Genomic DNA, 26,288 nt, shown 5'->3' on the forward strand with positions numbered 1-26,288 from the left:
GGACGGCAATTGAACGTCCTGCGCGGCGTAGCCCGACTCGATTATCAAGATCGGCCAACGTGTAACTGCCTAGGCATACCGCGCGGCGAGATGCAGAACTTTATCCTGCGCCTTCGAGTTCAGGATAAGACGAGTGGTGGGCCTTTGAGTCGCAGCCGGCCATCAAGATTTCCTGCGCAAGGGTCGACAAGGGCGGCAGCCTGTTTGGGTACGGGGCGGTTTCGCCGAGGCCCCCTTGCATAGAATGCTATCTGATGCGGATTTGACATTTTGCTTTTCTTTCTCCGTTTCATCGATCGCGGTGTCATCCACGAAATGAAGGTCGGTCGGCGGCTCCCGGCTCCCAACGAAGCAGTCTCAAAACTCGTGCCAATTTGACCGACCCAGCAGAAGAAAAACATTGTGATTACTTTTCAGCGGATTAGCCTGAGGCCAGACAAGAGCTTGGCGAAATAGGCCGGTGTCGCGGACCCAACAAAGACGACAGAAGAGTGTCGGATAGGCGACACCTTCTTTGTCAGTTGTCCTGTCCTGGAATGATGGCAGGCCACCTGACCCTATTGACCCATAGGAGGTTGGCTCAGGGGTTCACCTGCTTGCTAAGGGGCGCGCTCTAGGCGGCTTGCGGGCGCGTTGCCAATGCAACACTGGCTATCCGCAACACCGCCATCTGGGGCGAAGCCGGCACGGCCTGCGCGTCGGAGTCCAAGAAGTTCGGCGCTTGTGAAATGACGGAATGGCATGTCCGCTATGGCGGTCGCGGCGTGATGACCTACTGGCATGTCGAAAAGGGCTCGACCTGCATTTTCTCGCAACTCAAGCGCTGTTCGTCTTCGGAGGTCGCCGCGATGATCAAGGGCGTGCTGCGACACTGCACCAACGTGGAGATTCAGGGCCAATATTCGACAGCGGCCATGGCCAGAGCGCCGTCGGCGCCGCTTTTTGCCGCCTGCTCGGGTTCACCTGCCGCCACGCCTGAAGGCGATCGCCCGGCAGAAGCTGGCGCCATCAGGCCTGCGCGCTGAATTGCCCAATCTGCTTCCCATTCTTTCCAACGTCATCAACTGAGAGGAGGTTGAGCAGCAGTATGGCCACAGTCAATCTGGGCCGGCATCGATCTGACTGCCATCCCGAAATATCACAGTCGCAGCGGTGGCCAGAACGACCATCGGAATAGCGTCTGGCCTTCGTTCATCCCGAAGAAGGGATGACCGACCAGTCCGTTTTTCTCGCGCGAATGCGGCAGCTCCATTGCGATCGCGGCAATTCGGATTGGCGCGGGCGCCATGTGCTCCGACCCTGAGGGCTGTCCCGGTCGGCGCGAGCTATCGCTCAGCGGCGATCAAGTCATCGGCTTTCGGAATGACCGGCGACGCTTCGTCTCAACGATTAGGCCGGTCGGGCTGTCGGCCGTATTCTTCGCCTTGAACACGGCGGTTCGCTTCGGTTTTGGTTTGGGTGGCGATTGAGGCTCTATCCTTGGCTCTGGCGTTTGCTTGCCCTTTTGTTTGTCCTTGCGGGCGCAAAGCAAAGCCTTGGCGGTCGCCGCGTCCGCATCCGAGACCACGCCGGCCGGCTTGCCATCGAGATTGACCCGTGCAGCGCCGGCATCCAGTCTCTCCAAGTATTTGGCCATCTTGGTATACGCCAGCAGGGCTCTCCTCAATTCATCATCGGACAGTTCGCCGTCGAGCACCCGAATGTCATGATGGATGCCGATCTTGAGCGGCCTGGGCGCTTTCGGATTGAACGCCGCAGGCCACTTGGCCGATAGATAGCGGAAAAGCTGTGCAGGCGATTTGCCTCGGCTACAGCTCATAAGCCTCGCCCCATTGTTTTCGTTTCCAATTCGGACCTTCCTAGCACTGATATATGCAATGATTTGGAAAAATGAGAATTCGCCCCGCAGGGCAAAGCAGCGGGCGCCTCCTCATTCGGACAGGCGAAGTGCCTGGTGGGCCGAGCAGGATCGGCGCCAATCACGCCGAGCCGTCCCGATAGAGTTCACAGCCATACATTAGGGTCGGTGGAATGCTGTTCCCCCATATCTCCGCAAGCTCATTGACCCTTGGCAGTGCATCTCAAACGCCGGCAGCGAAAAAGACTCGACGGCCCTCCGCGGAGGGCCGTCAGCGAGTAGGACCCGAAACCGTCGCGGCTCCTCTCACCCGTTCGGCCGTTCCGTCGTACCAGGGCGTCGCGTAGCGCGAAAGCTACTCAGGCGACCGTTCCGTGATCTCGGCCGGATCGACGCCGCCCTTGGACAGGAAGGCAGGCGAATGGCTGGCAAAAAGCGTTCCGCCGCAACCCGGCGTCGATCCCCAGAACCTGGCGCGGGCGCGGCGGAACTGCCGGGCGGCGGCCATTCCGGAATAGCTGCCGCCGATGACAATAGGCGCAGCGAAATTCAGAAGGTTGTGGGCGACAGGCTTCGGACTCCCATTCGATTGCCGACTCGGCTCATGCCTTGACGGGCAATATTCTGAGGATGTTTGCACATCACGTTCATGGTTGCCACCATGGAGATCGCCTCAGAAGCGGCGCCCAATCGGAAACATTAGCACCTCCGCGTTTTGGCTCGGCTGCCTGAACTCCTCGACGGCAACTGCCTCAATTAGCAGATCCAAGGCTTCGCGCCCCCTCTGGCTCATCGGGTCATCGCCTCGCAGGTAATGATACGCTCGATCTAGATGCACTCGCGCGGCGGAAAAATCGCTTGTCATATGACCCTCTCAGTTGCCGCCCGCGTTAGCCGTCTACGAGGTGAGGGTCACGCAATCGTCAATATCCACAGACGGATTTGATTTAAATCGCAGATGATCCGGGAGAAACCAAACACCGGCTTGTCCTATGCGAGAGCTCCTTGATTATGTCGCCGGCGGGTCCGGTGGACTCTGCAATAGGGTTGCCAAGCGAGCCCTGCACTGTCCGGGCCATATTGTTTATTTTCGGCGCCAAGAGACCTATCGGGACGCTCTTGTCGCCGAGTAGAGGCTGAGGAATGACCCACAGTTAGCGGCTCGTAATCATGCGGGGCGTAGCCAAGAAGCATCACAGCACCTGCCCAATCACATTTGACCTTAAAGACCCGGCACCCAGATTGTGCCGAGTCTTTTTCTGTCGTTAGGGCGGCGTGATCCAATTGAGCGGGTCAGGAATAATGTCCCAGCACGGCGATCAGGAACCTTCTTAAGCCCGTCACCGACTTCAGAAAGCCGACGGGAGCTGCAACGACTTGACTAGGGGTGCCCTGCGAGCTTGACGGTGTCAGCCCCGAACGCGCCTTGTTGGCTGTGTGCCAGTCCCTGACCGACAGCGGATTGCGACATGACAACTTCTCCACATCGGAGGTAATCGTGGCGAAGTGCCTGCGCGCGAAGCGCCAGGAAAGGCCCGTTAAAGAGCCGGCCCGCTTGCAGGAATCGAACTCATGGATGACTGAGGCGTCGGCATCCTCGATGCCCATTGCTTGGCAGGACGCCATTATGGCTTTTCTGCGTTCTGTCTTATCGCTGTGACATTTCCCGCACAGGATGACGTTAACGACACTCTTTCCGCGTGAGGTGAGGCGATGAGAGCAGGTTAGAGTGACGCGCGGCAGGGAGGGCAGGAGGCGATGGCAAAGGCTGAAACTCGGTAAGACGGCGCAGACCGTCACGCTTGCTACAAAGAGAATGTTCTTCGAAGAGTATCGTTATTCCGGCGTCGCGAGGCTCGGCGGGCTGAAGGAGGACGCTGGCAATGATGCGGTCAGGGGATGGTTGGCACGATCCACGCCAGGCACCTGCATGGATCACCCCGCAAAAGTGGCGGACGGGACCTGGAATCGAGCCGACATTGCGAGATTTTCGCGGCCGTGGCGGCTTCGCTGTCTGCTGTCCGCAGGGCGAAGCGCGCATCAGATGAGGGCCAGCGGCGGGTGCACCGGCGCCCGAACCGCGGGGATGACGAACACGATCTTCGCCGGCTAGGACAGCGCCACCGCGAACTTAATGTTGGAGGCGCTACGCCGCTCGATCTAGCGGAGGCGTGGCGAGTCGATGCGGCCGGCCGGCAAAACCCGCGCTGCAGCTCGATTTCGGGAAGGATCCCTTGCCGCTTAAATATGATTCACCGATGAAGGTTAGGGTGTCGACCATCTCGAGGTGTTCGTCGCCAATGATTATCCGGGCGGCTACTGGACAATGCCAATTATTCGACATCACTCCGAATTCCAGTCTGCCTTTTTATGCGACTTTCGAAGCACAAAAGGCGAACGTTGAGAGGACGTTGTGTGTTTTCGACGTAAATGGCCCTGCACATTTCCGCGGCTCCGGCGAGCATTAGCAATGGCTGGAACGGGCCGAGAGCGGACCAGCAGCTTACAGTATGATGATGCGGCCGTTCCGCTGTTGGCCCATGAGCTGATGCCAAAAACCCATTGGCATGTCCGATAGAGTGAAAAATGGTATTTCACATTGACGGGAAGATTCAACCGACAGAGAGCGCACCCTTTCACACTGGTGAGGGCGGCGGTTCAACCATTTAGAACCAGGCACTTAGCTTCTGCTCAGCTCTCCCGCCAGACGTCTTTCATATCGCCACCATCTCGCCACTAAACCGATAATTATTTTTTCGACTTTGGACGTCTCGAGCTGAGCGGCGGCCTCCGCCTCTTCACGGCGGAACAATGCTCTGCTCGAAAGATCGAGGCAGGATTGTGAACCCATGAGGCTTTTGCGCCCGACGCATTTTTCGGGGGGTTGAAGGCTCCAGCCTCGAAAAGCGTTGCAGAGAAAGGACGAGGGGCACAAAGCTAGCCTTCTTGGAGGACAAAGACCTAGTCACGAGAACATCAGGTCCGAGCGATAGAAACCAGTACGGACCGCCACCTCAGAATGAAGCTGCGCGTAAGACCAAATCACTGTATGAAATTTGGAAAAGAGACAGGACGGAACCGCATCATGGCCTCTGCGACGGCGTCGGAATTCAAGAACGAAAGCGATCTCGTTTTCAGCGACATCTCCAGCGAAGCGTGGCGGGAATACCATTTTGAATCGGGTGCAAAAGTCCGGATCGATAACCCGCAGAGGCTCAACGTCAGCGACAGCGGAGGCCACCGCATCTTCGACAGTCAAGGCTTATCCCACTACATTCCTAAGGGTTGGATCCACCTTATTTGGGAAACGAAGCCGGGGCAGCCGAATTTCGTGCGTTAGACAGGCCAAAAGGCGGGCGCTATGATCGTGTTTCTGTCTTCATCGGCCCGAGCCCGCTACGCTGATGATATTATCCGGATGCTGGCGCTTCCACGTGGCGGCCAGATGCAGTTCCGCTACGACGGTAAGTGGCTCGCGGGCGATGTTCGTAGCAGAGTCCCCCACGAGCAACTCGCCGACGAGTACGCCTTAGTGTGTTTTGTAGCCGGCAGCGGTGATCCAATCCCCTATGAACTCATACCCATTCGCATTGCTCGCGTTATTCGGGCTGAGAGCGTCGGAACGTCTTACATTTTTACTCTTGCTGCCGATGCTTATGTCGGTGAAGCGACAACAGGTGAATTGCGCGCAGCGATCAGTGCCTGTCGCGAGCGCTTGCCTAGCGCAGCCCAAGCGCCGAGTGAGATCTATTGCTTCTCCCTCGACTTTGAGTGGCGAGCGCACCAGCGTTTGACATTCGAAGCCTTTGAGGAGACTGCAAAGCAATTGAGCCGTCATAAATCGTTCGCGGCCGAGCAAAGCGCGTTCTTCGCTGTACGTCAGATCAGCAAGATCTCGGGCCGAAGCTGGTTTGGAACTTGGCCTCGGTCAAGTGCTGTCGAGCAGGGCGCTTTTCGACTTTCGACTGGCAAGCGCTACGAATGCGAGGTGTACTGCCTTAGGTTGTTCGAGCATTCCATTGACGCTGATGGTGCCCGGCCGACGCCAAAGGAACTTGCCTTGGTCGCTGAGGCAAATGACGATTCGATCCAGTTTGCATCTGCCAAACGCAGCGTCATCGATTCACGTTATGACTTGAAGCGCTACGTTTTTGCAGCCGAACCGGAGGTGATGAGGCGCGTAAGCGGTATCAGACTATTCCTGTCGGCAGAGGGCGACGGAGAAGATCGTGTACGCCAAGACATCTCGCTCCAGATGATCTTCGGCGGCTCGCTTGTCCTAGCTTCTATTCGAGCTGTAGCGATCGGCATCGCGACTGCCGGCCCAGGAATGATCGCCGCAAATGCTGTCGGGAAGCTTAGCTCCGGAGCTGCGGTCCTGATGATCGCGCTGGGCGCGTTGGCTGGCATATCCGCAATTTTTCCCTCCTTTCGAAAGCCCTGATCGAAAAGTCTTGGTCTGGCGCCTTCGACGAAAATGGCGCGAGCTCCCTCGAGGAGCCCAGATCCGTCAAGATGCCGAACTCAAACAGCGTCCACGTGCACCGTCGGCCCGATGCCCTATCCGGACCTTCGTTCCACGGGCATGTCCCGAGTTCCGCGGGCTCGAAGGCTGCAATGACGGCGATCACCTTCCTCCGACCAACTTCCAGCCGCCGTCGCGAGCCTGCGATTACTCGCTGGCCTATTTCTCATATAGGACTGCGTTGCGCACCATCTGATGTTCATCTGGCAGATTACGACCCAGGACGAATTCGTTTAGGACGACTGAGGCCGTTGTTCGGGACAGGTTACTGAACGAGTGCCCTTGCCATTCCGGCGTAAGCAAAGCAGGGCGAAGCCCAACAGCGACTTGCTGGTTGGAGCTCGCAACGCCAAGTGGGACAGTGACTCCTTGTATTTCGACAGGCCCCGTACACGCAAAGCCCTCCAGTTCAAGCAGCCGTTGGAGATTTCGCAGCAGATTGGCCTGCGCCGCAGGCGCCTTCTCCTTAGGCAGCGTGCCGTCGAGCGCGTAGCGAAGCAGTTCGGCACCCAGGTTCCGATCAAGACGTTCCTTGAGGTACTGGTTGTGATAGTGCCGCAGGCAACTCTCGCATGATTGCTCGCAGTGGGCGGGACACTGCACCAATAGCGCGAGGGTCTGTTGGAGGATTTCCTCAATGTTCCTTGCCGCGAGATCGGCGTAGCCGGCCCCACCGGACAAGGTGTCGTAAAGGTAGACGTCGAGCAGCAACGTGTCATCCTCCCGGTTCGGGACGATACGGAACCCGGCACCGAACTCGGAAGGATCGAGATCGATTTGTGGATGCCGGCTGGCTGCCAGGCGCAAGCCTTCGGCAACCGAGTACAGGGCGTCTTCGAGTATCCTCAATTGCAAGGGGTCGCCCGTCTCGGTGACAAGCGGCTGCCGTAGGCTGATACGCAGCAACAGCAAATCGGTGGAGAAGACGTGGCCTAGGAACACGTTTTCATAAGTGCCAGCACACTGATGGCCCGGCCTCGGCTTCCCGTACGAGAACTCAATCTTGTAGGGTCGGCTGTGTGACACGTGCGGCTGCTCGTCGACCGAGGCGCGTCCGCACTGGCTGCAGATCCAGAATCCGCTGCGACCGTCGGACGTCTCCTGTCCCTTGTTGACGGTCACCAGCTGGCGGTCAGTGGTGACCACGTACATGAGGTTGCGGCCGACGGGTCGCAGGCTGGGCAGATCATCCTTGCCCACAGGGACGGGAAACTGCGCGGCCGTCGCGTAGGTAATGTCCTGATCGCGATCGTCGTCCTTGAGCGCCCTGCCTTCCTCCGGCAGGAAGACCTGCGGCACCACCATTTGGGTGTGTTTCAGGTCGCTCTCACACACCGGGCAACGCGCCCCGCCCTGTGTCACTTCATTCAAATCCGCGACAAAGCTGCAGTTCTCACAGTGCACCAACGTGTGGCGTTCCTCAAAGATAGCCTCTGCGCGATTCTCGACGTCGGGCAATGTGTTCGCGACCACCCCGCCGGAGCGATAGGTTTCCTTATTGATGACGATCAGACGGCCGGGAGCATATTCGCTCAATGCCTTCCCAATGGACTGCTGCGGCCGTTCGACGACCTCCATCTTCCACTCGTTGTTGCGCTGAATCAGGCGCTCCACAAGGAAACTCGATAGGTCCGTGGGGAAAGCATAGCTGGGCAGCAGACCCTTGGAGAATAGGAACTCCAGCAGTTCTTGATCAGCGATGGCCTCGCGCTCCGAACGCCGGTCCTCCTCCTCGCCGCCTGCGGCAACCTCACCTTCGCCTGCGGCGGTTGCTGCTACCAGTTCAGCCCGGAAACGGGCGAGAGTCGCCAGCAAGGCTGCGGCCTCATCGCCGATCCAGGCGTCGATCGTTCGGGGGGCGACGCGGAGGTTGTCCGGCAGCCAGTTGCGAATCAAAGGGCGCAGTTGGCCGGTTGGCGCAAGAAGCTCCTTTCGCACCCACATGTCGAAGCTTGCGATATCGAGCCCCGACATCGGCTCGCCGAGGAAAAAGTCCGTAGCCTTGCCAAGTGCCCGGAACAGGGCAGACGATCCCGCCCCGACAGATACATCGTGAGTGTCCATGTAGTTGTGGAAAAACGTTTGGAAGAGGTAGGCGACGATGTGGCGCCGCGCGATCTTCGGGTTGTCGACCTTGACGTCGGGGTTGCGGGGATCGCCCGCGACGATCTGTTCTGGGTTGTTGTAGTAGTAGCCGTCGTGAGGGCCATTCTGCGCGTAGGTCAGCACAGTTGAAAGCGACGAGCCGCGGCGTCCCGCCCGGCCGGCTCGCTGCTGGTAGTTCTCCCGCTGCGGCGGCACGTTGCGCAGGCCTACCGCAACCAGGGAGCCGATATCGACACCCACTTCCATGGTCGTGGTGCAGCTCAGCACGTCAATCGGCTTGTCGGACTTCGCGATACGGACGTCCTTGAAACGCAGTTCAAATTGTTCGGTGGTCGCGTGCACCCGTGCATTGTCGCGGTTTGACAACTGGGCGGTATGTTCCTCCACCGAAATGCTGCGTAGTTGCGCACCGCCGGTCAGCACACGTTCCACCGGGGCACGCCAAAAGCCCTTGCGCGCCCTGATATACTCGCTCTGGGAAGGCGTGACCGACTCCAGGGATCCTGAACCACAAGCCGCGCAATGACCATGAACGGTCATCGGCAATAGCGCGGTACAGTCGTCGCAGTGATGCCAAGTCATGTCCAGGTCGATGTGAACGATGACCTTGGCGGGATCGATGAAGATCGCGCCGGTGGAGTCAGCCAGCCCCAGTTCGTTCGCGAGTTCCTTCTCGACCAAACCGAGGGTAGTCAGGTCGATCTGCAGGGCGGCGGCCAGCGCGGGCCGGATTGCCTTCGGAAAATTGCCGTTGCTGCCCCACGCGTTCCTCCAGCGGCCTGCCGCCGACCCACGGACGTTGCCTTCGATGGTATGGTCAAAGGCGTAGCCGTCCGCCACATGCATCAGCCACGCGGCGGCCAGGCCTGCCATGTCTGCGGCGGGGAGTGTTGGAACCAACGGTGCAACCGCGCCAACAAGCTTGGAAAGCGCGCGCCGGGCCGGAAAGAGGCAACCCACCGTCGTGCCGGCCAGCGAGTAATATCGGCCACATAGCTGCTTGAGGAGAGCCATCCTGTAGCGGCTGGGCGGCGGTCCAGGGTCGAAATCGGCCAGCAATTCCTCGATAGGTTGGTCTGCATGGTCCTTTTGGAGGCGCCTCACCTGATCCTCGATTGTTTGCGCGTCCTCCCGGTCAAAGATTGGCAAATTGCTGTCGCTCAGAACCTTGAGCACCGCGATGTAAAGACTGCGGTCAGGCCGCGGTTCGCGGCCCGCTAGGAGCAGTTCCCGTGTGGCCAGCGCCAACACTTGTCGAAAAATGTCTTGTTCTACCTCCCTCGGAATATCACGAGCCAACCGGGCCGCCTTCTGCCGGCCGTCCGAAAAGAGAAGCACCTTGCGACCACCATTAGGATACTCGCGGGTTTCGGTCCGCGAAGCCGGTTGGCTGTCCAACTGCGTCTTCACCAAGTTGGCGAACGGCGCCTCGCCCTTGGTGGCGTGGTCCATGATCGTGGATGTCTCACTGCGCAGAGTTGGTTCGCCGCAGACACAGCAATTACCAAACCTTACGCCGTTCTTGACCCAGTCCTGGTTCTGGGTGGGCAGATAGACGCGGGTAAAGCCTTCTGCCGGCCGCTCGGCGCTGTAATCAAGACGGCCACTCCGGATGTCGAGCCAGGCGGAAACGCAGTCGAGAAAGCTCGGGTTGGGCGGTTCCATCAGCACTTCCACTTCAACGAGCGGCGGCTGGCGGCCTTCACGGAACGGCCCGGACGGTGTGCTCCAGAGGAAATCAGGTTGCGGTCCATCGGCGTAACCCCGCAAGTAGGCGGTACCGCACTCACGGTGCGTCAGGAGTTCGAAGACCCGTCCACCGCACTGGCACTGCCGGCGGTGGTGGGTATGGAGCCTGCCGAGAATCCGGCCAGGTCCCTGATGACGTGCATGGGCACAGTTCGGATCGACGCAGGCGAATAGCCCCGGCAGGCCGCGAAAGAACATGTGCAGGCGTGTAGGCAACAGTACGCGGTCGTCCGCTTTGCGGCGCGCAAAGGGGGCCAGCGCAAGCAAGGCCGCTAGAGCGCGAGTACCGTCGGGATGGCGCTCAAACAGTTGCTCCTGCAGGGCATCCAGCGCCAGAGCCTTGCCGGATACAAGCTCGATGAGCCTTTCGAGCACAGGAAAGCCAGTAAGGTTGGTAAACACGTAGTCGGGCAAGTCTTCCGCCGACGTCGGTTCCGACCAGCCCATCCCAGCAGCCAATGCGGCCACCGCGTCTCGCGCAGTCTCCGGATGGGTGGCGTATTGTTCGAAAGCTGCCAAATCAAAAACCGCGAGCAAGTCGGTCACGCGGTCGCTAGGCTGGCCGCTGCCGTGGCGCTGTTCGCGCGTACCGGTGATAACCGCGAACCCACGCCGCGATTGGCGCGGCAATCCAGTGAGATTGCGCGCGAACTCGTCGATCGCTGCCTCGGCGGCTGTACCCTGCCCCAAGCTGGCGCTGGTCAGGATGAAGCGCACGCGCTCACGCGGCACGTCAAGACGTGCGAGCAGGCGTCTGATCAGCAGAGCAACCTCCGCACCGCCAGCGCCCCGATACATGTGCGCCTCGTCGAGCACCAGAATCAGCTCATTGGCGCTGTCGGCGTGCAGCCACTCCTTCGTCTGCTGGAAGATGGACCGCTCGATTGGCCGCATCAGCATGTATTCGAGCATCGAGTAGTTGGTGATAAGGATATCCGGGCATGCCCGTTGGGTTTCATCGCGAGTCATCATCTCGCGGTCGCCAGGCTGGGTGATGAGGCGGCGATCCCAGTGACGATAGCGCCGTGGTGCACCGCCTTTTGGATTGGGCTTCAGTTCCTCGTGTTGCTTGCCATAGAACGCGGTCAGGTCCTTTGACGGCCATTGCCCAATCTTGGTAAGGCCTGACACAGTCTCGGGTGTTGCCATCAGGGGCAGGTAGAAGCTCTCGAACAGCGGTTCGATTCGCTCGCCGTCGCGCTTGGCCGAGCGGAGCCCTGGATAGGGCGATCGGCCGGTATAACTGCCAAAGCGCACCGGCCGGGCGCGACCCGCCGAAACAATGGCCGATGCAACCTCGTCGCCGAACAGCCGACGAATGCGGCCCAGTTGATCATTGACCAGAGCGTTCATCGGATAGAGCAGCAAGGCACGGCAGCCCGGCAGCGCCGCCGTGGCTGGCCGGTCGCGTGCCTCTTGGGTCAGTTGGCCGATGATCGGCATCAGAAAGCTCTCGGTCTTTCCCGAGCCCGTACCGGTGGCGACGATCAGATCGGAGCCCGCAAAATACCTCTCAAGGGCTTGTGCCTGATGGACGTAGGGTCGGGGAAACAAGCCGACTTTTGCCGCTGCGAGCTCCGCCAACACACTTGCCACCGCTTGGGGTAGATCAAGTTGGTCATAGGGAGCCCCCAGTTCATAAACCGGAGTAGACTCAACAAATGGAGCCTGCGCGACCGCGCCGTCCTCCTGCAGCAGCAGCCGCCGCTCTTGGATGAGTGCCTGGTTGCGCACGTGGTACTGCGCCTCAATGTAGCCGCGCAGGCTTGAGCCCAGCCGCCCAACCGTGGCGTGTACGCCGTGCTCGCTCTGCTCGACCCCGTTGCTCACAGCGCTCCCCCTCTCAGTTTTATCCCAAGCCGCCCAAGCGCATGTGTCACGAACGGCATGGCGCGGACCGGGAAGGCCATGGAACGGACTGACCGGGGAGTTGTGCCGTCACATTCCCAGCCAAGCGCGAGAACGCGGGCCTCCTCCATGGGCAGATCCTTGGCCAGCGTAACCTGCACCAGATCATTGTCCCGCCTCGCATTTAATGTGCGTGTAGCGCGAAGCGCGTCATCGTAGGCAAAGCGGAACCGACGCGCGTGTCCATGGTCGACCGTTGCTGCACGCCGAAGTAGTAGCCCATCGGCCGTAGGCTCGAACTCTCCGAGATAGTACGGTCGGTTGTAGAGTAACGTTGGCTTTGCCTGCGCGCGGCACAGCCGCAAAGCGACACCGGCGAGTTCAACCTCACGGGCATTTATCCAGCGTGATCGCGACTGCTGCACAGCTTGGTCCGGAGCGTATACTTCGAGGTGGTCGGCTGGCATTGTCGCCTGCTGGAGACGTGGGCGATAGATCTTGAGCGCCTTGCCCATCCAGACGCCGATGGGTTCGGTGCGACCGAGCCAATCATCGAAGCTCTGCACGACCATCTGCGTGACGCCGGCATTCGCATAGCGCATGACCCCTGCCGCGACAAAGCCGCCTGGCGGGAGAGCGCCAAGCAAGAAGGACACGCTATCCGATAGTGCAACGGCGCGCGGAGGTGTTGACTTCCAGTAGCCTCCAGGTGACCGCCAAAGGTCGCCGGTTTCCTCGAGCGCCTCCAGCACCTTGTTAGCCAGCGGACGCGCCTCGGCAGGCGCGATCAAGCCTCCAAGATTCGTTTCGATCATGTCGGTGAGGCGCCCTGTGAACACGCCGTGACCATCCCGCGCTCCGTCTGCATCGCACGCAGCGTGCAGGTGCGCCGCAATCAACGCGCGCCGAACCGCCTCCGGGGAGCCTTGGATCGACAAGCCGACCGTCACGCTCGCCAGCGCCTCGGAGGCGGAAAGGACACGCAGTGACAGGGCCATCTTGGTGCTACTCCCTCCTGATACCAGCAAGGTCGAGCAGGAGTTGGAGCCGTGTGTCTACATGGTCCTCGCTATCGATCCGCCCGCCATCGAGTTCGTCCTCGATGTCCTCCGGTGCCAAGCCCGTCATGCGCCAAAACGGCCACAGCCAGCCATAGGAGGTGGATTGGAGCGAGGTAGGCGCATTTGAAGTACGGAAACTCTCAAGCGTGGACATGAAGGCTGTTGCAGTCCGCTCGATGCGCGGGTTGCGCAACGAACGATCCTTCCGCAAAAGCCTCAGCAATTCTTCCGTTTGGGCTTTGCCTTTGGAGAGTTGCATCGACAAGACCTTGGGATCGAGCGACGCCAGCGCGCCCGCGGAGACAGTGGCGTTGGCCTTCGGAAAGATGCTCCAGTCCAGCACATCCGCGTCGAACACCGGCCCCAGTTGGAGATAGAGCGGCTGCTCTGGAAACGTCGAAACTCCGTCCGCCAGTGTTGCCACCACCACGACGCTTGCGTCGCGGATCAGGTCCGCGATCGCATCGGCCAGCAGTTCGAAGGGTGCATTGTTGACCCGCTCCAGCACCAGCGCCCCGATCATGCCATCCTGTTTGCCAAGTGCCGCCACCACATCGGTGTCGAGCGTCGCTGCATCGACAAAACCGACCGGCACTCGCGCCCGCACCACATGCTTGCCGGCGAGCGCCAATGCCGTCGCACGGGCCAGCTCGGTCGAGAATGATCCCTTGAGAAACAGCACCCTGCCAGTGACTACAGCGGCGAGCACTTCCTCTGCAAAGACCGCAGCGCCCGGCGACTTAAGGCCAAGCGCAGCGTAGTTCGATGTCAGCAGGGCCGCAGCCTCTGTACCCGTCTCCAGGGCCTTGATCGGATCCGGTCGTCGCTCCAGCGGCACAACCCGTAGCGATGGGGTGGAGGCCACGGATGGTGCCTCGGTCTGCACCGGAGCCGGGCTGGCGTTCTGCCCCAGTTGCCCAACCCTCTCGGCGATGTCGGCAAGCTGTTGTTGCAGTTCCGCGGTGTGCTTGCCTGCCCGGTCCTCGGTGTCGCTCCAGAGCGCCTCGAGATCGGCCACGCTGCGTTCAACGGCCTTCAGGCGCCCGTCTGCCGCGTCGCTGACGCGCGCAACGGCCTGGCCATGGGTTTCGAACTCCTTCCGCACAGCCGCCAGTTCGGCAAGCACCGCTTCTAGTGCGCGCCTAGGGACGCCCTCTTCGACCACCGGGGCTGGCCGGGCCACGAGACCGGTCACGGTCTCCGCCAATCGCGCCACCTCGCCTGACAACCTCTCAACGTCGCCCTGCAGGCTTTTCAACAGTTCCTCGTGGCCCTCCAAACGTTTCGGCAGGACGGACAATGCCCGGTCTCTCTCCACCGCCACCTGCGGTTTGGCGCTGCTTACCAGCCGCTCAAGCGTATCGGTGGTTTCGAAGGGGCTAAACTGGAGAAGGCGCGCGATCGTCTCTGCAGCACAATTGTTGAGAAACGACTGTTCATGCAGACTGCGGAACAGTGCTTCAATCTCCGCTTGCGGCTGGTCCGCGACCACCTGTGGATGGTCTTTTGTTGTTGCATTCTCAATCGCGTCGAGCATCACGGCGAGACCCTCGACATCCTTCAAATGCTGTTCCGCCCACGCCCGCCACAGATAATAGTAGGCGAGGTCGGCGTGCTCCTTGTTGGCCTTGGGAGCACCGCCCTTCTTGAGAAAGTGATGGAGCAGCGCCTGCTTGCGCTTCGGGAGGCTGGCGGCACTATCCTTGCGAAAGCCGTCAACGCTAGGCAGCACCTTCAACAGTTCCCGGCTTGTCTTGCTGGTCACTTCGTTGAAGAAGGCCAGCAGTTCGCGGTCACCGAGCGCGCGTAGCCGTTTGACAGCCTGTGGCGTGGGCGACGGCTGGGTCATGTTGCGTCTCTGTTTCCGCGAATCCGGGTCAAGGCAAGACGGTGGTGAGCCTCAAGCCAACGCGGCGCAATCATGGCGCGCAATGCGGTCGAAAGCGCCTCGTCGGACTGCGACCTTGAAGCGACGCCCGCCTGCCCAGCGGCGGCGAGAACCCAACGGGCATGCGCACGCGTGGCTGGCGGCAGGTGCCGGGTCGGCCCGTCCGGGGCCTCCCGCATTTCGAACCACCATGCGCCGAACGGACCCAAGTCCAATACCACGTCGCGTTTGGTGTCACGCAGCACGACTTGGAGTTCAGCGAGGGCTTCCGTCGTCACTGCCTCGGCAGCCGAATGGAGATCCGCGGCGGTGGTCGCGAAGACGTGCTGGGCCCAATCGACAGCCCCCGCCGGCCGTGACCGAAGACTTGGAACAAGTCCACGGGGAACATTGAGGCCAGAAAGGTCGAGCGAGCCGGCCCGCACCTGCTCAAGTAGGGGCCGTGCATCGGCCGAGCTCGCCGAAACTGAGCGTGAACCGAAGGTCAGGAGAGCTCCCCTTGCAGCTCGCACAACAGGTCTGACCAGTACCTCTGGCAATAGCCGCCCCTCGGCCTCCAGAACAGGCGGCTCGGTCCCCGGAAAGCCGCTGACCCGTATGAATTGCCATTGTCCCCGTACGAGGGGTACGGAGGCACTGTCTTCACCGCTGCGTGCGAGGAGGTTTGCCTCACCATGGCCATCGCCTGCGTGGACCGCCAAGGTGAGTTCGCCCTTGGTGTCCAGGACGAGGCGCGCCGATGCGTCAATGAAGTGCATGGGCGGTGACACCACGCCCCACCGACGTTTGGCCTGCTGCACCGCCAAACCAGTAGCCCGCCTGATCCACTCGGCCAGCCCTTCGTCGGCCACCTGCGGAAGCGTGACCAGCAGGCAGCTCCACTGCTTCAGGTCGGCCAGACGGCTGACTGCGAGTTGCGGCGGCACACCTGTGACGAGCTCGGCACGCTGCACGAAATAATAGGTGGCGCCCCAGTCCAGGCCGGTTGCCAACGCCTGTCGGCTGCCTCTTCCGGCCGAAAAGACCGTGCTCCGCACGGTATCCAAACCGGGTATGCGCTCCTGCACGGCGACGCCAAAGGCGTTGTCCACGTCCGTGCTGACCCAAGCCACGCGGAACGTCGGGGAGTCAGGGTTGACGGCGTAGGCCTGCGCCCCAGCGTGCAGCCGGGCACAGGCTACCTCGACCCGGAACCCGTCGCCACCGCCGTCGAAGGTTAACCTGCCCCTCGGGGTGGGCGCGCGCGGAATCTGCACCTCAAGGCCCCAACGGGCCGATACCCTGCCGACCGGCGGCTGCACATGCAGAGTAAGGGCAAGGGGCAACTGAGGTGTCGCTGGCTCTGGCCGCGTTTGCACCGCCGGCTCCGCTCCTGGTCCCTGCCATCCCTCGGACGCGTGATAAAGGTAGCACTCCGGTCGCGCGGCACCCGAGACGTGGGCAAAGTGCGCATCGCGGTAGGTGCCTTGCCGGGGGCTGACACGCGCATCGCACACAGGACAGGAGTAACGGCGGTACCGCTGCGCCAGCGAGGCCTCTACCCGCTGTCCGCTCGCAACGTCGATGGCGAAATACATCCCCTCAGCCCGTTCGACTGGCAGGTTGCGCAGACTGTTGCTTCAACTCGACAAGGCTACCGGCAACGGCGCCGCTCACAAGCTCTGGCACGCGGTCTTTGCGCCAATTGCGATAAGCCGGCTCGCGGATGCCGCGCGGCGCCATCCAGCGGCTTACGGCCAGCGCCGATACCTCGGCGACGCTCAAAAGGTTGCCGTAGTCGGGATCGGCCCCGCTCCCACGGAGGATGTCGACCGTGTTGGCTGCCAGGCTGCACAGGAATACTTGCCGCTGAATGCCGTGTTTTAGCAGCGAGTCTTTGAAGCCCAGCCGCGTCAGCGCCGCCTTGATAGTGCGCAGCCGCCAGTTCGGTCCCTTGCCGTACGCGTGGTGATCGGCATAGTCGTGGCTGAGTTCCCGGAGATAGGCCCGTAGTTTCTCGAACAGGGCGTCTGTAATATGGAAGTGCCCCCAGCCCATGGTATAGCCCACCGGCTGGAAGTACCGCGTGCCGCCAAGGGCCAATCGGTTATAGACCGATGAACGCCCCATCGATGAGCTGGTTGTGACCATCAGCAGGCTGGCGTGCTTGGCGGCTCCCGAAATGATGCCGACGGACTCGCCGTAGGTGTCCTTGAAGTCCCGCACCACTTCCTGCGTCCGCACGAGTGCAGCCACAGCCTTGCCGCCGAGCAGGAACGAGTACGGCGGCACAGCACCCAGCACATAAGCATCTAGCAGGTGCACCAGCCGCAGCGAACGGTCAGCGGAGTTCCAACCGATCAACTTGTCGCGTACCGACAGATTGAAAACAGGGTCGCCCAAAGCGATGATCCCCGCCAGACGGTCGTGACCCTCGTCCCACACCAGGTAGCGCAGGCGGCGGCCAAACCCCGCCGATACAGGTACGGACCAGGTTAGCGCGGCTAGCCGGAACAGGTCGGCATCCTTGGTATCGCTGCGCACTCGCCGAAGCGCCAACCTGATGTTGGCAGGTTCAATCTCGTCGCCGTCTGCAAAATGCGGCAGGAGTTCCTCGGCACATCGGGCAAGGAACGCTGTGTTCGCCTCAAGCTTGTCGCTACGCTGCTCCCCATGGAGCTGTCGCACCGCCTCTTTGTCTTGCCCCGGCGGCAACAGCAAGCCGTTCTTACCCTTTTTGAACCCAAGGCGCTTGAGATGCTGGCGGACCGCGCGTTTCAGCTGCGCTTCCGGCGTCGGAAACTTAACTAGTACGCCCCTGGCCATCGGCACATTTCCCCCAATCCCTCTGGTTGTTCCAGATTGTTGTTTGCATTCGACAATCAATCAACAGTCTAAACCCAACAGCTGCCTAGAAGTCAGGCAGTCGCATAAGGCTGGGATTCGCGCGCGCTGTCGATCCTTCAATTCCAATCGCCCACGACAACACCCCGGATTCTTCACGAGGCCCACGCGCCTGCGAACCTCCGCGCCTTTTGCCAGCGCTGCCACATGCTGCACGACAAGCCGGAGCACCTGCGGTAGCGCGACATGACCTACAAGAAGCGGAGGGCAGTCGTTCGCCGGCCGCGCTATGAATGGCGGGGCAGCCTAGTTCGCTCTTGCTGATATCACCGCGCCGGCGCCCGGCCCGCAATGAGCCGCTTGGAGCGTTCTTTCGCAGACGCGATCTCCCTGTTCAGTTCTTCCAGGTTCTCCAGCCATAGCTGGATACGTGCTGGCGGCACGTCCGGATGAGACTGCAGGTCGAGGTTGTGGCGCTTGACGAAATAGAACGCCACCGCTAGCCGCATCTTTAGCTTGCGCTCACCGCCCTCAATGCGGAAATCGTGCTCGATGGCGGCTCGCTGCTCTGCATCAAGGCCTGGATGGGCTTTAATCTTAAGGACGAAATCCGTCGACCACTCTAAGTCATCGGCGGGATCAATGTCACAGGGCTCGGGCGGCCAGAACGAAAGGATACGCCCGAGCACGTAGTCCCTAAATTCTTGGCGGTCGACCGAGAACGCTCGGCAATGCCAACGCGACCCGTCGTGAACCAGAGCATGAGGGCATATCGTTCTGCGGCCTGTCCGACTCAGCGACTGATAAAAGACGTCGATCTGGGAGCGCGTCTCGATCGCGTCGACCACCGCCCGAAGGACGTAAGCCTCGGGGCCTCGGGATATTTCAGGGATGATCTCCACCGGGGGTGTCTTTTCGAACCAGGTATCGGCCAGACGCGCGGCGCCTGACTCGATGGCGCGCAACTGTGCGAGATAACGTTCCGGCGACAACGTCAGGAAAACCGGGCGGAAATTCCGAGTCTTCACATACGACTTTTCCGATGCGTCGTATTCGATGTTGCCGGGGGCAATCTCCTGATAGGTCCGGAAGTCGACCGAGGCTTGAGGCGACGAGATCTGAAACCTCGTCTCGAGGTCTCTCCTGTTGACCGAACCTGTCCAGTAAATACGCCATTCCATGAATTCGTAGCGCTGGGCCACCGTCCAGCGCACATCCGGATCATTCATATGCACCACCCCATTGACACTTATAAAAACTATGTATATATCGGCTGATTAGTTGAGAAACTGTATATCGTATAGGCCTCTGGATCAAGGAGAACTAACATGAGCGATCAGGACGAAGAGAAGGGTAAAGGCCATCCCGACGCCGGAGACGACTCCGGCCTCGGCAATGGTGGCAACCCAGGCCACGGCGGCGGTGACGGCAATCCCGGTCACGGCGGCGGCAACCCTGGCCACGGCGACGATAAGGTCACTATCCTCGTCGATAATGTGCAGAAGCGCGTCCGCGGCGGCCAGTGGATCGTCCGCGAATTGAAGGCCCAGGTCGGCGTTGACCCCGCCAAGATCCTTGCCGAAATCACGCCGAACGGCCTCAAGGACCTCGATGATGCTAGCACTGTCGCCGTGCGCGACGGATCGCGCTTCATGAGCCATGCTCGCACCGGAGGTTCGTCATGATCATCGCCGGCGTCGAGGAGGGAGGCGACCCTCCTGATGGATTGGATCAAATCCGTGAACTCTGCTCCGGTGAAGTCAACTTCAAAACCGAAGGGTGGCGAAATTTGATTTTTATGGAGCAGTTGCGCCTGTGGGTGGGCAACCAGGTGCGTGTCACGGATGCGGTTCTCTGCCTAAACCATAACAATCCGACTTATCCGACGAAATTGTACATGGCGGAGAACGTGGGCGGGCCGGTTAATTGGAACGAAGCAAACGTGCCGTTACTCGGACGCTACTGGCACTCGTTCTCATGGCGGGACGTCAGCCCTGCCCTGCCATATCATGAAATCCTGGCGGCGCACCTGGCGCCGCTGGCCAGCGATAAGGCGGCCTGATCATGAACAGGTTCCTGCGCTGGCTCTATCAGACAGTTTTCGGGAAGCTAGGGGCTGTCGATAAGCCGCTGACCTCCTCCCCGCCCCCGGCCGTTCCCGCCTTGAGGGTCACTTTCCGCGCAACCGAAGCCTTCCTGTCTCGCGTCCGCGCGGACCTCGAGCGCCGTCACGCCTTTGCCCATGAACGCGTCGGGTTCATTACGGTTCGCGCTGCCGAAGGCGCGGAGGGAGTCACCTTGATTGCCGAGGACTATTACCCAGTCGCTGACGACGACTATGTAAGAGATCCGTCGGTAGGGGCCATGATCGGGTCGGAAGCAATCCGCAAGGCGCTCGAACTGGCCCTCCTGAAGGGTGTCGGCGTGTTCCACACCCATATGCACGGGCTTTCCAAGCACCTCTGGTTTAGCGGAATCGACCTGCGTGAGCAGGTTAAGTTCTTACCGGACTTCTTCACGGTCTGTCCGCAAATGCCGCATGGAGCGATCGTCCTGAACCCGAAAACTGCGGCGGGTCGCGTCTGGCTATCGCCCGAGCAGGTAGTGAAGATCGATGAGTTCAGCACCATCGGTCCGCGCCTAGTCATTGATCGGGCCGCCCGCGACGGCAGCACGGAGTTTTACATATGACGGTCGATAGGGATTTCTCACGCCAAAGCTTCCTCGGGCCCGAAGCTGAACACCTCCTCGCCAACGTGCGCGTGGCGGTCGCCGGACTCGGCGGCGGCGGATCTCATATCGCCCAACAATTGGCGCATGCGGGCGTCGGCCATTTCCGACTTATCGATCCGGACGCCATGGAGGCCAGCAACTTGAACCGGCTTGTCGGTGGAACCGAGAGCGACATTGTCGCCGGGACCAAGAAAATTGACATCGCCACGCGTCTGATCAGGGGCATACGTCCCTGGGCTGAGGTCCTCTCGGCGGACACGACGTGGCAAGAATCCGATCACCTAATCCGCGACGCCCATGTGATTTTCGGCTGCGTGGATGGTTACCAGCAGCGGGATTATCTCGAACGCGCGGCGCGCCGCTTCGCGGTGCCTTTAATCGATATCGGAATGGACATCACCCAGGTCGCCGACGGGCATTTCGCGGTCGCCGGGCAGATGATCGTAAGCCTTCCAGGGCAGCCTTGCATGCACTGCCTCGGGTTCTTGACACCGGAAAATCTTGCCATCGAGGAGAACAGATATGGCGCCGCCGGCATCAATCCTCAAGTCGTGTGGACCAACGGAACCTTGGCAAGCCTTGCTGTCGGCGCTTTCATGAAAATGCTCACACCTTGGCTGCCTGCCCGGGAGTCCTACACCTGGCTCGAACTGGATGGTAATCAGCAGACGGTGGCCCTAAGCGAGCGGCCGCATTACATGAACATCCCCAATGTCTGCCCCCATTATGGCGGCCAGGACGCGCTAGGCGACCCGCAGTTCGACATCAGGAAAGTGATCGGGACGTGACGCTCGAGCCGGAATTGACGGCCATGCTTCGGCACGACAGGTCGCGACGAAAACTGCGTTGAAACGCAGAAGCTGGCGCAGTCACCGTTTGCGGATAAAATATCTAGAATCGTCCCTTCGCATCTGACGCCTTAGGAGGGGCTTGCCCTTGACACGAGCACGCCCGGCCGCCTGATGTTGACCGAGCGGGCTCTGGGAAGGCCCGCGAAGAACGGACAGGACTACGATTTGCATGTATCACGCACTCAGCACCAATCTCCTACTGGGCTATCATGGCTGCGACGAAGCGGTCGGTGAGAAGATTCTTGCCGGAAACAAGTTCGAGCCAAGCGAGAACGATTACGATTGGCTGGGTCACGGTATCTACTTCTGGGAGGCGAACCCGGAGCGCGCATTGAGCTTTGCTCAGCAGCAAGTGAAATGGGGCCGCGTAAAGAAACCGATGGTCGTGGGGGCGGCGCTGACCTTGGGGAACTGCATCGATACCCTGAATGAGCAAAGCCTTCAGGCGCTAAGCCAAGCGTATGACAAATTGGTGTCTTTGTCCGCCTCCAGCGGCAACCCCGTGCCGATAAACGAGGGCGGGACGGATGCGCTGCTGAGGCGACGGGATTGCGCTGTGGTCATGACCTTGCATAAAATGATCAAAGACATCAACCACCCGCCCGCCGACAGCTTGCGTGGTCTCTACCAAGAGGGCGGCGCACTTTATGAGGGCTCAGGCTTCTTCAAAAAAAGCCACATCCAAATCTGCATTCGCAACCCCGACTGCATAAAAGGGGTTTTCCGCCTACTGTAAGCTGAAAAAACGCCGAGAGGGGCGTTTCTAAGCCACTTTCGCCTTCGGGCGGGCTTTAGGCTTTTCATTGCGGTAGGGCGATGCCAACTTACCCTTAGGGGTTAGTATTCCGATTTTTTTCAGCTCTTTGTCGGCGGCCTTTTTCGAAACGCCGGCTGCCGCCTTCGCGTTCTTTTCGAGGCGATGAAGCACGTCAGCTGTAAAATCCATAAGTCACCTCGCCTCAACGGTAACGGGATCGGTTGCCAGGCGTCTAACGCCGCTGCATCCAATCTCGAATTGATGATCATAGAAACTATCTGTGTGCATAAACCACATGTCAATACCCCGGGTGAGCCTCTGGACGGGGGGCCTATCTTATCGGTTGCATATCGACAGCTTCGTCTGATCGACAATTCGTATTATCAATCGACAATTCGTATTATCAAGTCTCTTCTTTGGGCGAAGTGCGCGTCACCAGCCCCTGTCTGGGAGTTCGAGCGTCGGGTGAATTCTGGATCGCCCACCCCCCGAACCAAAATTCGCCCCCTGCCCACTTGTGCTCGAGATAGGAAGCGCCGATATTTGATCGCAGAATTGAACACCAGGAGCCCTTCCATGGCGCAGCCAGTGACAGCCAAAGCCGATGTCGACAAGCTTCGCACCAACGAGAAGAAATGGACCAGGGCGTTGATGGCCACCGGCTGGAGCGCGTTCCCGAACATCATCATCGAGAAGCAGCAGGCCCTCGGCCTGGACGCCTTGGATATGAACATCATCATCCACCTGGTCCAATACTGGTGGCTGCCCGAGAATCTCCCCCATCCTTCAGTCGAAACCATCGCCAAAGCAATCGGAGTGACACCGCGCACGATCCAGAAGAGGATTACCGCGCTGGAGGCCCACGGCCTGCTCGGCCGGGAAGAGCGGCGCCACACGCCAAACGGCAGCATGACCAATAAATACCGCTTCGACGGTCTAATCGATGCCGCCAGGCCGTTTGCGCTGGAGAAGGCCGCCGAAATGAAACGGGCAGCCCAAGAGCGGTCAGACCGATTGCGGCGCAAGAAGCCGAAACTGGTCGTGGATAACGAAAAATAGGCAGATCGTGACGTAGCTCAGAGGAAGAGTGCCTCGCTTTCGACCTGGGTGGTGCGTGACACCGCTATCTAGGGGCGGGGAGGTCGCAGGTTCAAGTCCTGCCGTCACGCCCATCCTTCATGCGATCGGCATTGTTGCCAGGTTTCCGGCATAAGTTCGCCGCTGGTGGCGCCGGTCCTGGTATTTGCCTCGATAGTTGAACAGTGCCAGCAACTGCACTTCCAGAAGCCACTGGGATGCGTCCCATGCATCGTAGATGTCCAGATCATATTTGAACGGCGTCGAGTGGGTGACACCGTTGCGAAAGTCGGTCAGCAGAGAAAATCCGTCCCGGGCCGGCTGCCCCTTCTTGGCTTTCAGGCGCTTTCGCAGGAGCTCTGACTGGTCGGTCGGATCGCCCTCGATCTTGAGCAAGCGGGTACAGGCCCGGATTTGCTCCGCCAGGCTGACGTTCCTGAGCATCGACTGAGTCCAGCCTCCCTTCGTCCCCAGGACGTAAGCGGCTAATGTTTCCAACGCGGCTGCAGACATGATGACCGCAGTTTCCGCAGCGTCGGCGCGGGAGAGGTTCGCAATCTTGTAGTAGGCGAGCGCCCGCCCGATGCCACGATGGGCTTCTGACAGCTGGAAGGCCGCCATATAGCCGGAAAAGAGTGCCGGCAAGTTGTCCAGGATTGCCCAATGGTACCAATTTTTTTGGCGCGTCCAGCCGATCGGCTCGGCTGAAGCCAAGGGAGCAGAAACCGTCCCTGGCTGCGTTCCGGACTTCGCCGTATCCGACCCTGGTGCCTTTGATGAACCCAAGAAAATCACAGACATGGCCGAGGAAATCGTATGCTTTCTTGGCCCTTAGGGGCCGCCCGTCCAGCGAACGCAGCTCAATACGATGGGACGTGGTGCGCATCAGCGGCGGACGCCTGCGCCTATTATAGCATGGAAGTGATCAAAAGGCCGCACGATTGCTGCCAGATTGTCGGCCTGCAGCTCGATCTCGACGGCTTTAGGGTGAATCGATGGACCGTTCAAAATGACGGCCCCCGCGCAGGCCCTCGATTTGCCCGTCAACTCCAAGGGCGAAAATCGGGATGTCGCGACAAAATCTTCACGTCCTACAACATGATACCGATGCCTCATGATCAGAAACTCGGCCGTCGTGCCTCCCTCGAAAGTGACTTTGAGATCCTGATCGATCCTTCTGAATCCGCCCCCGAGACTTCCTGTCCATGTCAGTTGAAGGTCGAGGTGCTCATCGAGCCGCAGCGAAGCATCCCGGAACTCAAACGGCTTGCCGTCTAGAGTGATGGCGACAGCCTTGACGGGCTGCTCGATAGGCCCGTGCGGCTTGCCCTCATAGAACGATGCGTCCTGTTCCGCGGTCAACCGCCCCTCCCCTTACGAACCAATCGACTGCGCGATGTCTGCCTGGAGCCGTGCGAGCTCGCCTGCGGCTTCCAGCCGCCGTTTCGCTTCGGCGCTTTCGAAGACGAGACCGATGAACATCGTCCGTTCGTAGAACCGCAACAGCCATCCAGATTCCAGTCCGGCGCTGTCCTCGATCCGCCCGTAGCGGTAGGTGAGAATGTCAGGCTCGGCGTCCGTGGCTTGCAGGCTTAAGACGATCTCGTCAGGCACGTTGGCCTTCAGGACATCCGCGAAGACCTCGTCGTCACCCACCGCGGACCGAAAGCCATGGTGGTGGCTCAAGCCCCTGACGATCTTGCGCAGCGTGCACAGGATCCTCGGGTCACGCCCCGGATAAACCTGGTACCGGTTGCTGGGGTCCCGCAGCACCGGCTGCATCAAGGCATACATGTCCAATGCCCGCCTTCGGCCATCGACTTGCCCGAAACTGCGCCTAATCGGCCCGTCCCATAACTCCTTGACCGCAGCGTTCGCGTCGCCGGCAATGCTGACGACGTTCCTGAAATGCGCATCATCGTCCGAGGTCCCGTTGTTGCAGGTCCCGCAAGTCGGGATCACGATGCGCTGGAAGCGGCTACTGGCCTTTGAATCCGGATAGAGCCCGCGAGGCACCACGTGCTCCCGCGTGACCAGTCGCAGTTCTCCGCACAGTGCACAGTGAGCCGGGCGCCGCTTGGCCATTGTCAGATCCTTGAACCAGATCCACTCACTCTGCCATGGCTGGCGATCGCCGCGGTAGGTGCTGGAGGCCCTCGACCGCAAGCTCCCCACAGTTTTAGTTGGCTGCGGGTAGGCCCCCTCCGAGATCGCCGACCAGATTGAGCGCCTCTGTCAGGAACTGCCCCTTGTCCGAAAAACGCCAATATATTTCGGACACGCAACTGCCAGCGGCTGCTTCGTGCCAGCGGACGGTCAATCCTCGATCTCTGGATCGGCGTTTTGATGATTGGAAGGAAAGTCGGGCATGATGTCGCGGGCCAGGAGCTTCTCCTTCGACAGCAGTCCGGCATCCTCAAGCGCCTCGAAATCCGGCAGCTGGCGCAGCGTGTCGAGCCCGAACTGCGACAGAAAATTTTTGGTCGTTACATAGGTATAAGGCGCCCCCGGCTGCGGGCTGCGCGGGCCCGAGGCGATCAGTTCCTTCGCGCGCAGCACGCCGATCAGATCGCGCGACACCTCCTTGCCGAAGAAGGTCGACAGCTCTGCGCGGGTGATCGGCTGGAAATAGGCAATGCACATCAACACCAGCGCCTCGGATTGCGACAATTCCTTCGCACCCTGCCCCGCAGGTGTACCGAATGCGGCGTGGATGATGTCTCCGAAGGCTTTCTTGGTCCGGTGCTGCCAGCCGCCGGCGACCGCGACCAGCTCGTAGGGGCGGCCGGCGAGCTCGGCGCGGATGTCGTCGATGACCAGGTCGAGATTGCAGTTTTTGCCGACTACGCGCGCCAGCACCTCGCGCGGCACCGGTTCGCTCGCCGCAAAGACCACTGCTTCGACGCGGCCCATCCATTCGCGCCAGCGCAGTTCTGGCGGCAGGTGCTCCAGCTCGGTATCCAGCAAAGCTGGCTGACCGTTTGGCTTGCGGCGGGCGGACGCTTCGCTCAT

At 60.4% G+C, this 26,288-nt stretch carries 23 protein-coding genes, 1 tRNA gene and 1 pseudogene; 10 read left to right on the forward strand and 15 right to left on the reverse strand.

The window, feature by feature from the left end; translation table 11 throughout:
* Positions 1–632: 632 nt before the first annotated feature.
* A pseudogene (locus EB230_RS30380) lies at positions 633–1,065 on the forward strand (Tn3 family transposase); the annotation flags it as partial.
* Positions 1,066–1,342: 277 nt separating this feature from the next.
* Here the strand turns inward: EB230_RS30380 and EB230_RS30385 are convergent.
* The 4 genes from EB230_RS30385 to EB230_RS30395 all read right to left on the reverse strand — a co-directional run bounded on the left by EB230_RS30385 (position 1,343) and on the right by EB230_RS30395 (position 3,466).
* Entirely contained in the window at positions 1,343–1,819 is a 477-nt protein-coding gene (locus EB230_RS30385) for a ProQ/FinO family protein (protein WP_172374520.1), read from the reverse strand.
* 394 nt (positions 1,820–2,213) lie between these two features.
* Positions 2,214–2,366 carry a hypothetical protein gene (locus EB230_RS30390; protein WP_172374521.1) on the reverse strand — a complete coding sequence of 51 codons (153 nt, stop codon included), beginning with the start codon at positions 2,364–2,366 and terminating at the stop codon, positions 2,214–2,216.
* Between the two features lie 165 nt (positions 2,367–2,531).
* Entirely contained in the window at positions 2,532–2,723 is a 192-nt protein-coding gene (locus EB230_RS32810; RefSeq protein ID WP_006329072.1) for a hypothetical protein, read from the reverse strand.
* Between the two features lie 428 nt (positions 2,724–3,151).
* Positions 3,152–3,466 carry a hypothetical protein gene (locus tag EB230_RS30395; protein ID WP_097572427.1) on the reverse strand — a complete coding sequence of 105 codons (315 nt, stop codon included), beginning with the start codon at positions 3,464–3,466 and terminating at the stop codon, positions 3,152–3,154.
* A gap of 1,477 nt (positions 3,467–4,943) precedes the next feature.
* Here EB230_RS30395 and EB230_RS30400 point away from each other — a divergent pair.
* Together EB230_RS30400 and EB230_RS30405 are read left to right on the forward strand one after the other, a co-directional pair.
* The gene (locus tag EB230_RS30400) at positions 4,944–5,198 is read left to right on the forward strand and encodes a hypothetical protein (protein WP_127214541.1); all 255 of its coding nucleotides are present in this window, start codon (positions 4,944–4,946) and stop codon (positions 5,196–5,198) included.
* A 21-nt stretch (positions 5,199–5,219) separates the two neighbouring features.
* Positions 5,220–6,302: a hypothetical protein gene (locus tag EB230_RS30405; RefSeq protein ID WP_172374522.1), complete on the forward strand. Its 1,083-nt coding sequence runs from the start codon at positions 5,220–5,222 to the stop codon at positions 6,300–6,302.
* Between the two features lie 240 nt (positions 6,303–6,542).
* On the opposite strand, the gene EB230_RS30410 is transcribed toward EB230_RS30405, so the two are convergent.
* The 6 genes from EB230_RS30410 to EB230_RS30435 all read right to left on the reverse strand — a co-directional run bounded on the left by EB230_RS30410 (position 6,543) and on the right by EB230_RS30435 (position 19,087).
* A complete protein-coding gene (locus tag EB230_RS30410; RefSeq protein WP_172374523.1) occupies positions 6,543–12,068 on the reverse strand; it encodes a DEAD/DEAH box helicase in 5,526 nt (1,841 codons plus the stop codon).
* A complete protein-coding gene (locus tag EB230_RS30415) occupies positions 12,065–13,084 on the reverse strand; it encodes a hypothetical protein (protein ID WP_172374525.1) in 1,020 nt (339 codons plus the stop codon). The genes EB230_RS30410 and EB230_RS30415 overlap by 4 nt, the downstream gene beginning before the upstream one ends.
* Positions 13,085–13,091: 7 nt before the next feature.
* Positions 13,092–14,996, reverse strand: coding sequence for a hypothetical protein (locus EB230_RS30420; RefSeq protein WP_172374527.1), 1,905 nt, complete (start codon positions 14,994–14,996; stop codon positions 13,092–13,094).
* Positions 14,993–16,291 (reverse strand): hypothetical protein, encoded by a 1,299-nt coding sequence (locus EB230_RS30425; RefSeq protein ID WP_172374529.1) that lies wholly within the window; start codon positions 16,289–16,291, stop codon positions 14,993–14,995. Before EB230_RS30425 ends, EB230_RS30420 begins: the two co-directional genes overlap by 4 nt.
* Positions 16,292–16,616: 325 nt before the next feature.
* Positions 16,617–17,840 carry a Druantia anti-phage system protein DruA gene (locus EB230_RS30430; protein ID WP_172374531.1) on the reverse strand — a complete coding sequence of 408 codons (1,224 nt, stop codon included), beginning with the start codon at positions 17,838–17,840 and terminating at the stop codon, positions 16,617–16,619.
* 344 nt (positions 17,841–18,184) lie between these two features.
* Positions 18,185–19,087 carry a WYL domain-containing protein gene (locus EB230_RS30435; RefSeq protein ID WP_172374533.1) on the reverse strand — a complete coding sequence of 301 codons (903 nt, stop codon included), beginning with the start codon at positions 19,085–19,087 and terminating at the stop codon, positions 18,185–18,187.
* A gap of 99 nt (positions 19,088–19,186) precedes the next feature.
* Between EB230_RS30435 and EB230_RS30440 the strand changes: the two genes are divergently transcribed.
* The 5 genes from EB230_RS30440 (at position 19,187) to EB230_RS30460 (ending at position 22,178) form a co-directional block, all read left to right on the forward strand.
* Positions 19,187–19,543, forward strand: a complete 357-nt coding sequence (locus tag EB230_RS30440; protein WP_172374535.1) for a hypothetical protein — start codon at positions 19,187–19,189, stop codon at positions 19,541–19,543.
* On the forward strand, positions 19,540–19,920 hold the full coding sequence (locus EB230_RS30445; RefSeq protein WP_172374537.1) for a hypothetical protein: 381 nt from the start codon (positions 19,540–19,542) through the stop codon (positions 19,918–19,920). Before EB230_RS30440 ends, EB230_RS30445 begins: the two co-directional genes overlap by 4 nt.
* 2 nt (positions 19,921–19,922) lie before the next feature.
* Complete coding sequence (locus tag EB230_RS30450) at positions 19,923–20,549, forward strand: hypothetical protein (RefSeq protein ID WP_172374539.1); 627 nt, start codon at positions 19,923–19,925, stop codon at positions 20,547–20,549.
* A complete protein-coding gene (locus EB230_RS30455) occupies positions 20,546–21,379 on the forward strand; it encodes a ThiF family adenylyltransferase (protein ID WP_172374541.1) in 834 nt (277 codons plus the stop codon). Before EB230_RS30450 ends, EB230_RS30455 begins: the two co-directional genes overlap by 4 nt.
* Positions 21,380–21,611: 232 nt before the next feature.
* Positions 21,612–22,178 (forward strand): hypothetical protein, encoded by a 567-nt coding sequence (locus EB230_RS30460; protein ID WP_172374543.1) that lies wholly within the window; start codon positions 21,612–21,614, stop codon positions 22,176–22,178.
* Between the two features lie 27 nt (positions 22,179–22,205).
* Here EB230_RS30460 and EB230_RS30465 read toward each other — a convergent pair whose 3' ends face one another.
* Positions 22,206–22,388: a hypothetical protein gene (locus EB230_RS30465; protein ID WP_172374545.1), complete on the reverse strand. Its 183-nt coding sequence runs from the start codon at positions 22,386–22,388 to the stop codon at positions 22,206–22,208.
* A gap of 387 nt (positions 22,389–22,775) precedes the next feature.
* Here EB230_RS30465 and EB230_RS30470 point away from each other — a divergent pair, with 387 nt between their 5' ends.
* Positions 22,776–23,258 carry a helix-turn-helix domain-containing protein gene (locus EB230_RS30470; RefSeq protein ID WP_172374547.1) on the forward strand — a complete coding sequence of 161 codons (483 nt, stop codon included), beginning with the start codon at positions 22,776–22,778 and terminating at the stop codon, positions 23,256–23,258.
* Between the two features lie 6 nt (positions 23,259–23,264).
* Positions 23,265–23,371 (forward strand) — tRNA-OTHER (locus tag EB230_RS30475).
* A 4-nt stretch (positions 23,372–23,375) separates the two neighbouring features.
* Here EB230_RS30475 and EB230_RS30480 read toward each other — a convergent pair.
* The 4 genes from EB230_RS30480 to EB230_RS30495 all read right to left on the reverse strand — a co-directional run bounded on the left by EB230_RS30480 (position 23,376) and on the right by EB230_RS30495 (position 26,288).
* On the reverse strand, positions 23,376–24,077 hold the full coding sequence (locus EB230_RS30480) for a hypothetical protein (RefSeq protein ID WP_172374549.1): 702 nt from the start codon (positions 24,075–24,077) through the stop codon (positions 23,376–23,378).
* Between the two features lie 84 nt (positions 24,078–24,161).
* Positions 24,162–24,638, reverse strand: coding sequence for a hypothetical protein (locus EB230_RS30485; protein WP_172374551.1), 477 nt, complete (start codon positions 24,636–24,638; stop codon positions 24,162–24,164).
* A gap of 12 nt (positions 24,639–24,650) precedes the next feature.
* On the reverse strand, positions 24,651–25,361 hold the full coding sequence (locus EB230_RS30490; protein WP_172374553.1) for a hypothetical protein: 711 nt from the start codon (positions 25,359–25,361) through the stop codon (positions 24,651–24,653).
* 231 nt (positions 25,362–25,592) lie between these two features.
* A complete protein-coding gene (locus tag EB230_RS30495) occupies positions 25,593–26,288 on the reverse strand; it encodes an SMC-Scp complex subunit ScpB (RefSeq protein ID WP_172374555.1) in 696 nt (231 codons plus the stop codon).

The sequence above is a fragment of the Mesorhizobium sp. NZP2234 genome (assembly GCF_013170765.1).
In the GTDB taxonomy this organism is placed as follows: Bacteria; Pseudomonadota; Alphaproteobacteria; order Rhizobiales; family Rhizobiaceae; genus Mesorhizobium; species Mesorhizobium loti_D.

Excerpts from the sequence above, each read along its gene's own strand:
- EB230_RS30385 (WP_172374520.1), bottom strand. The coding sequence starts at position 1,819 with ATGAGCTGTAGCCGAGGCAAATCGCCTGCACAGCTTTTCCGCTATCTA.
- EB230_RS30390 (WP_172374521.1), bottom strand. The coding sequence starts at position 2,366 with ATGGCCGCCGCCCGGCAGTTCCGCCGCGCCCGCGCCAGGTTCTGGGGA.
- EB230_RS32810 (WP_006329072.1), bottom strand. The coding sequence starts at position 2,723 with ATGACAAGCGATTTTTCCGCCGCGCGAGTGCATCTAGATCGAGCGTAT.
- EB230_RS30395 (WP_097572427.1), bottom strand. The coding sequence starts at position 3,466 with ATGGGCATCGAGGATGCCGACGCCTCAGTCATCCATGAGTTCGATTCC.
- EB230_RS30400 (WP_127214541.1), top strand. The coding sequence starts at position 4,944 with ATGGCCTCTGCGACGGCGTCGGAATTCAAGAACGAAAGCGATCTCGTT.
- EB230_RS30405 (WP_172374522.1), top strand. The coding sequence starts at position 5,220 with ATGATCGTGTTTCTGTCTTCATCGGCCCGAGCCCGCTACGCTGATGAT.
- EB230_RS30415 (WP_172374525.1), bottom strand. The coding sequence starts at position 13,084 with ATGGCCCTGTCACTGCGTGTCCTTTCCGCCTCCGAGGCGCTGGCGAGC.
- EB230_RS30420 (WP_172374527.1), bottom strand. The coding sequence starts at position 14,996 with ATGACCCAGCCGTCGCCCACGCCACAGGCTGTCAAACGGCTACGCGCG.
- EB230_RS30430 (WP_172374531.1), bottom strand. The coding sequence starts at position 17,840 with ATGGCCAGGGGCGTACTAGTTAAGTTTCCGACGCCGGAAGCGCAGCTG.
- EB230_RS30435 (WP_172374533.1), bottom strand. The coding sequence starts at position 19,087 with ATGAATGATCCGGATGTGCGCTGGACGGTGGCCCAGCGCTACGAATTC.
- EB230_RS30440 (WP_172374535.1), top strand. The coding sequence starts at position 19,187 with ATGAGCGATCAGGACGAAGAGAAGGGTAAAGGCCATCCCGACGCCGGA.
- EB230_RS30445 (WP_172374537.1), top strand. The coding sequence starts at position 19,540 with ATGATCATCGCCGGCGTCGAGGAGGGAGGCGACCCTCCTGATGGATTG.
- EB230_RS30450 (WP_172374539.1), top strand. The coding sequence starts at position 19,923 with ATGAACAGGTTCCTGCGCTGGCTCTATCAGACAGTTTTCGGGAAGCTA.
- EB230_RS30455 (WP_172374541.1), top strand. The coding sequence starts at position 20,546 with ATGACGGTCGATAGGGATTTCTCACGCCAAAGCTTCCTCGGGCCCGAA.
- EB230_RS30460 (WP_172374543.1), top strand. The coding sequence starts at position 21,612 with ATGTATCACGCACTCAGCACCAATCTCCTACTGGGCTATCATGGCTGC.
- EB230_RS30465 (WP_172374545.1), bottom strand. The coding sequence starts at position 22,388 with ATGGATTTTACAGCTGACGTGCTTCATCGCCTCGAAAAGAACGCGAAG.
- EB230_RS30470 (WP_172374547.1), top strand. The coding sequence starts at position 22,776 with ATGGCGCAGCCAGTGACAGCCAAAGCCGATGTCGACAAGCTTCGCACC.
- EB230_RS30480 (WP_172374549.1), bottom strand. The coding sequence starts at position 24,077 with ATGTCTGTGATTTTCTTGGGTTCATCAAAGGCACCAGGGTCGGATACG.
- EB230_RS30490 (WP_172374553.1), bottom strand. The coding sequence starts at position 25,361 with ATGGCCAAGCGGCGCCCGGCTCACTGTGCACTGTGCGGAGAACTGCGA.
- EB230_RS30495 (WP_172374555.1), bottom strand. The coding sequence starts at position 26,288 with ATGAGCGAAGCGTCCGCCCGCCGCAAGCCAAACGGTCAGCCAGCTTTG.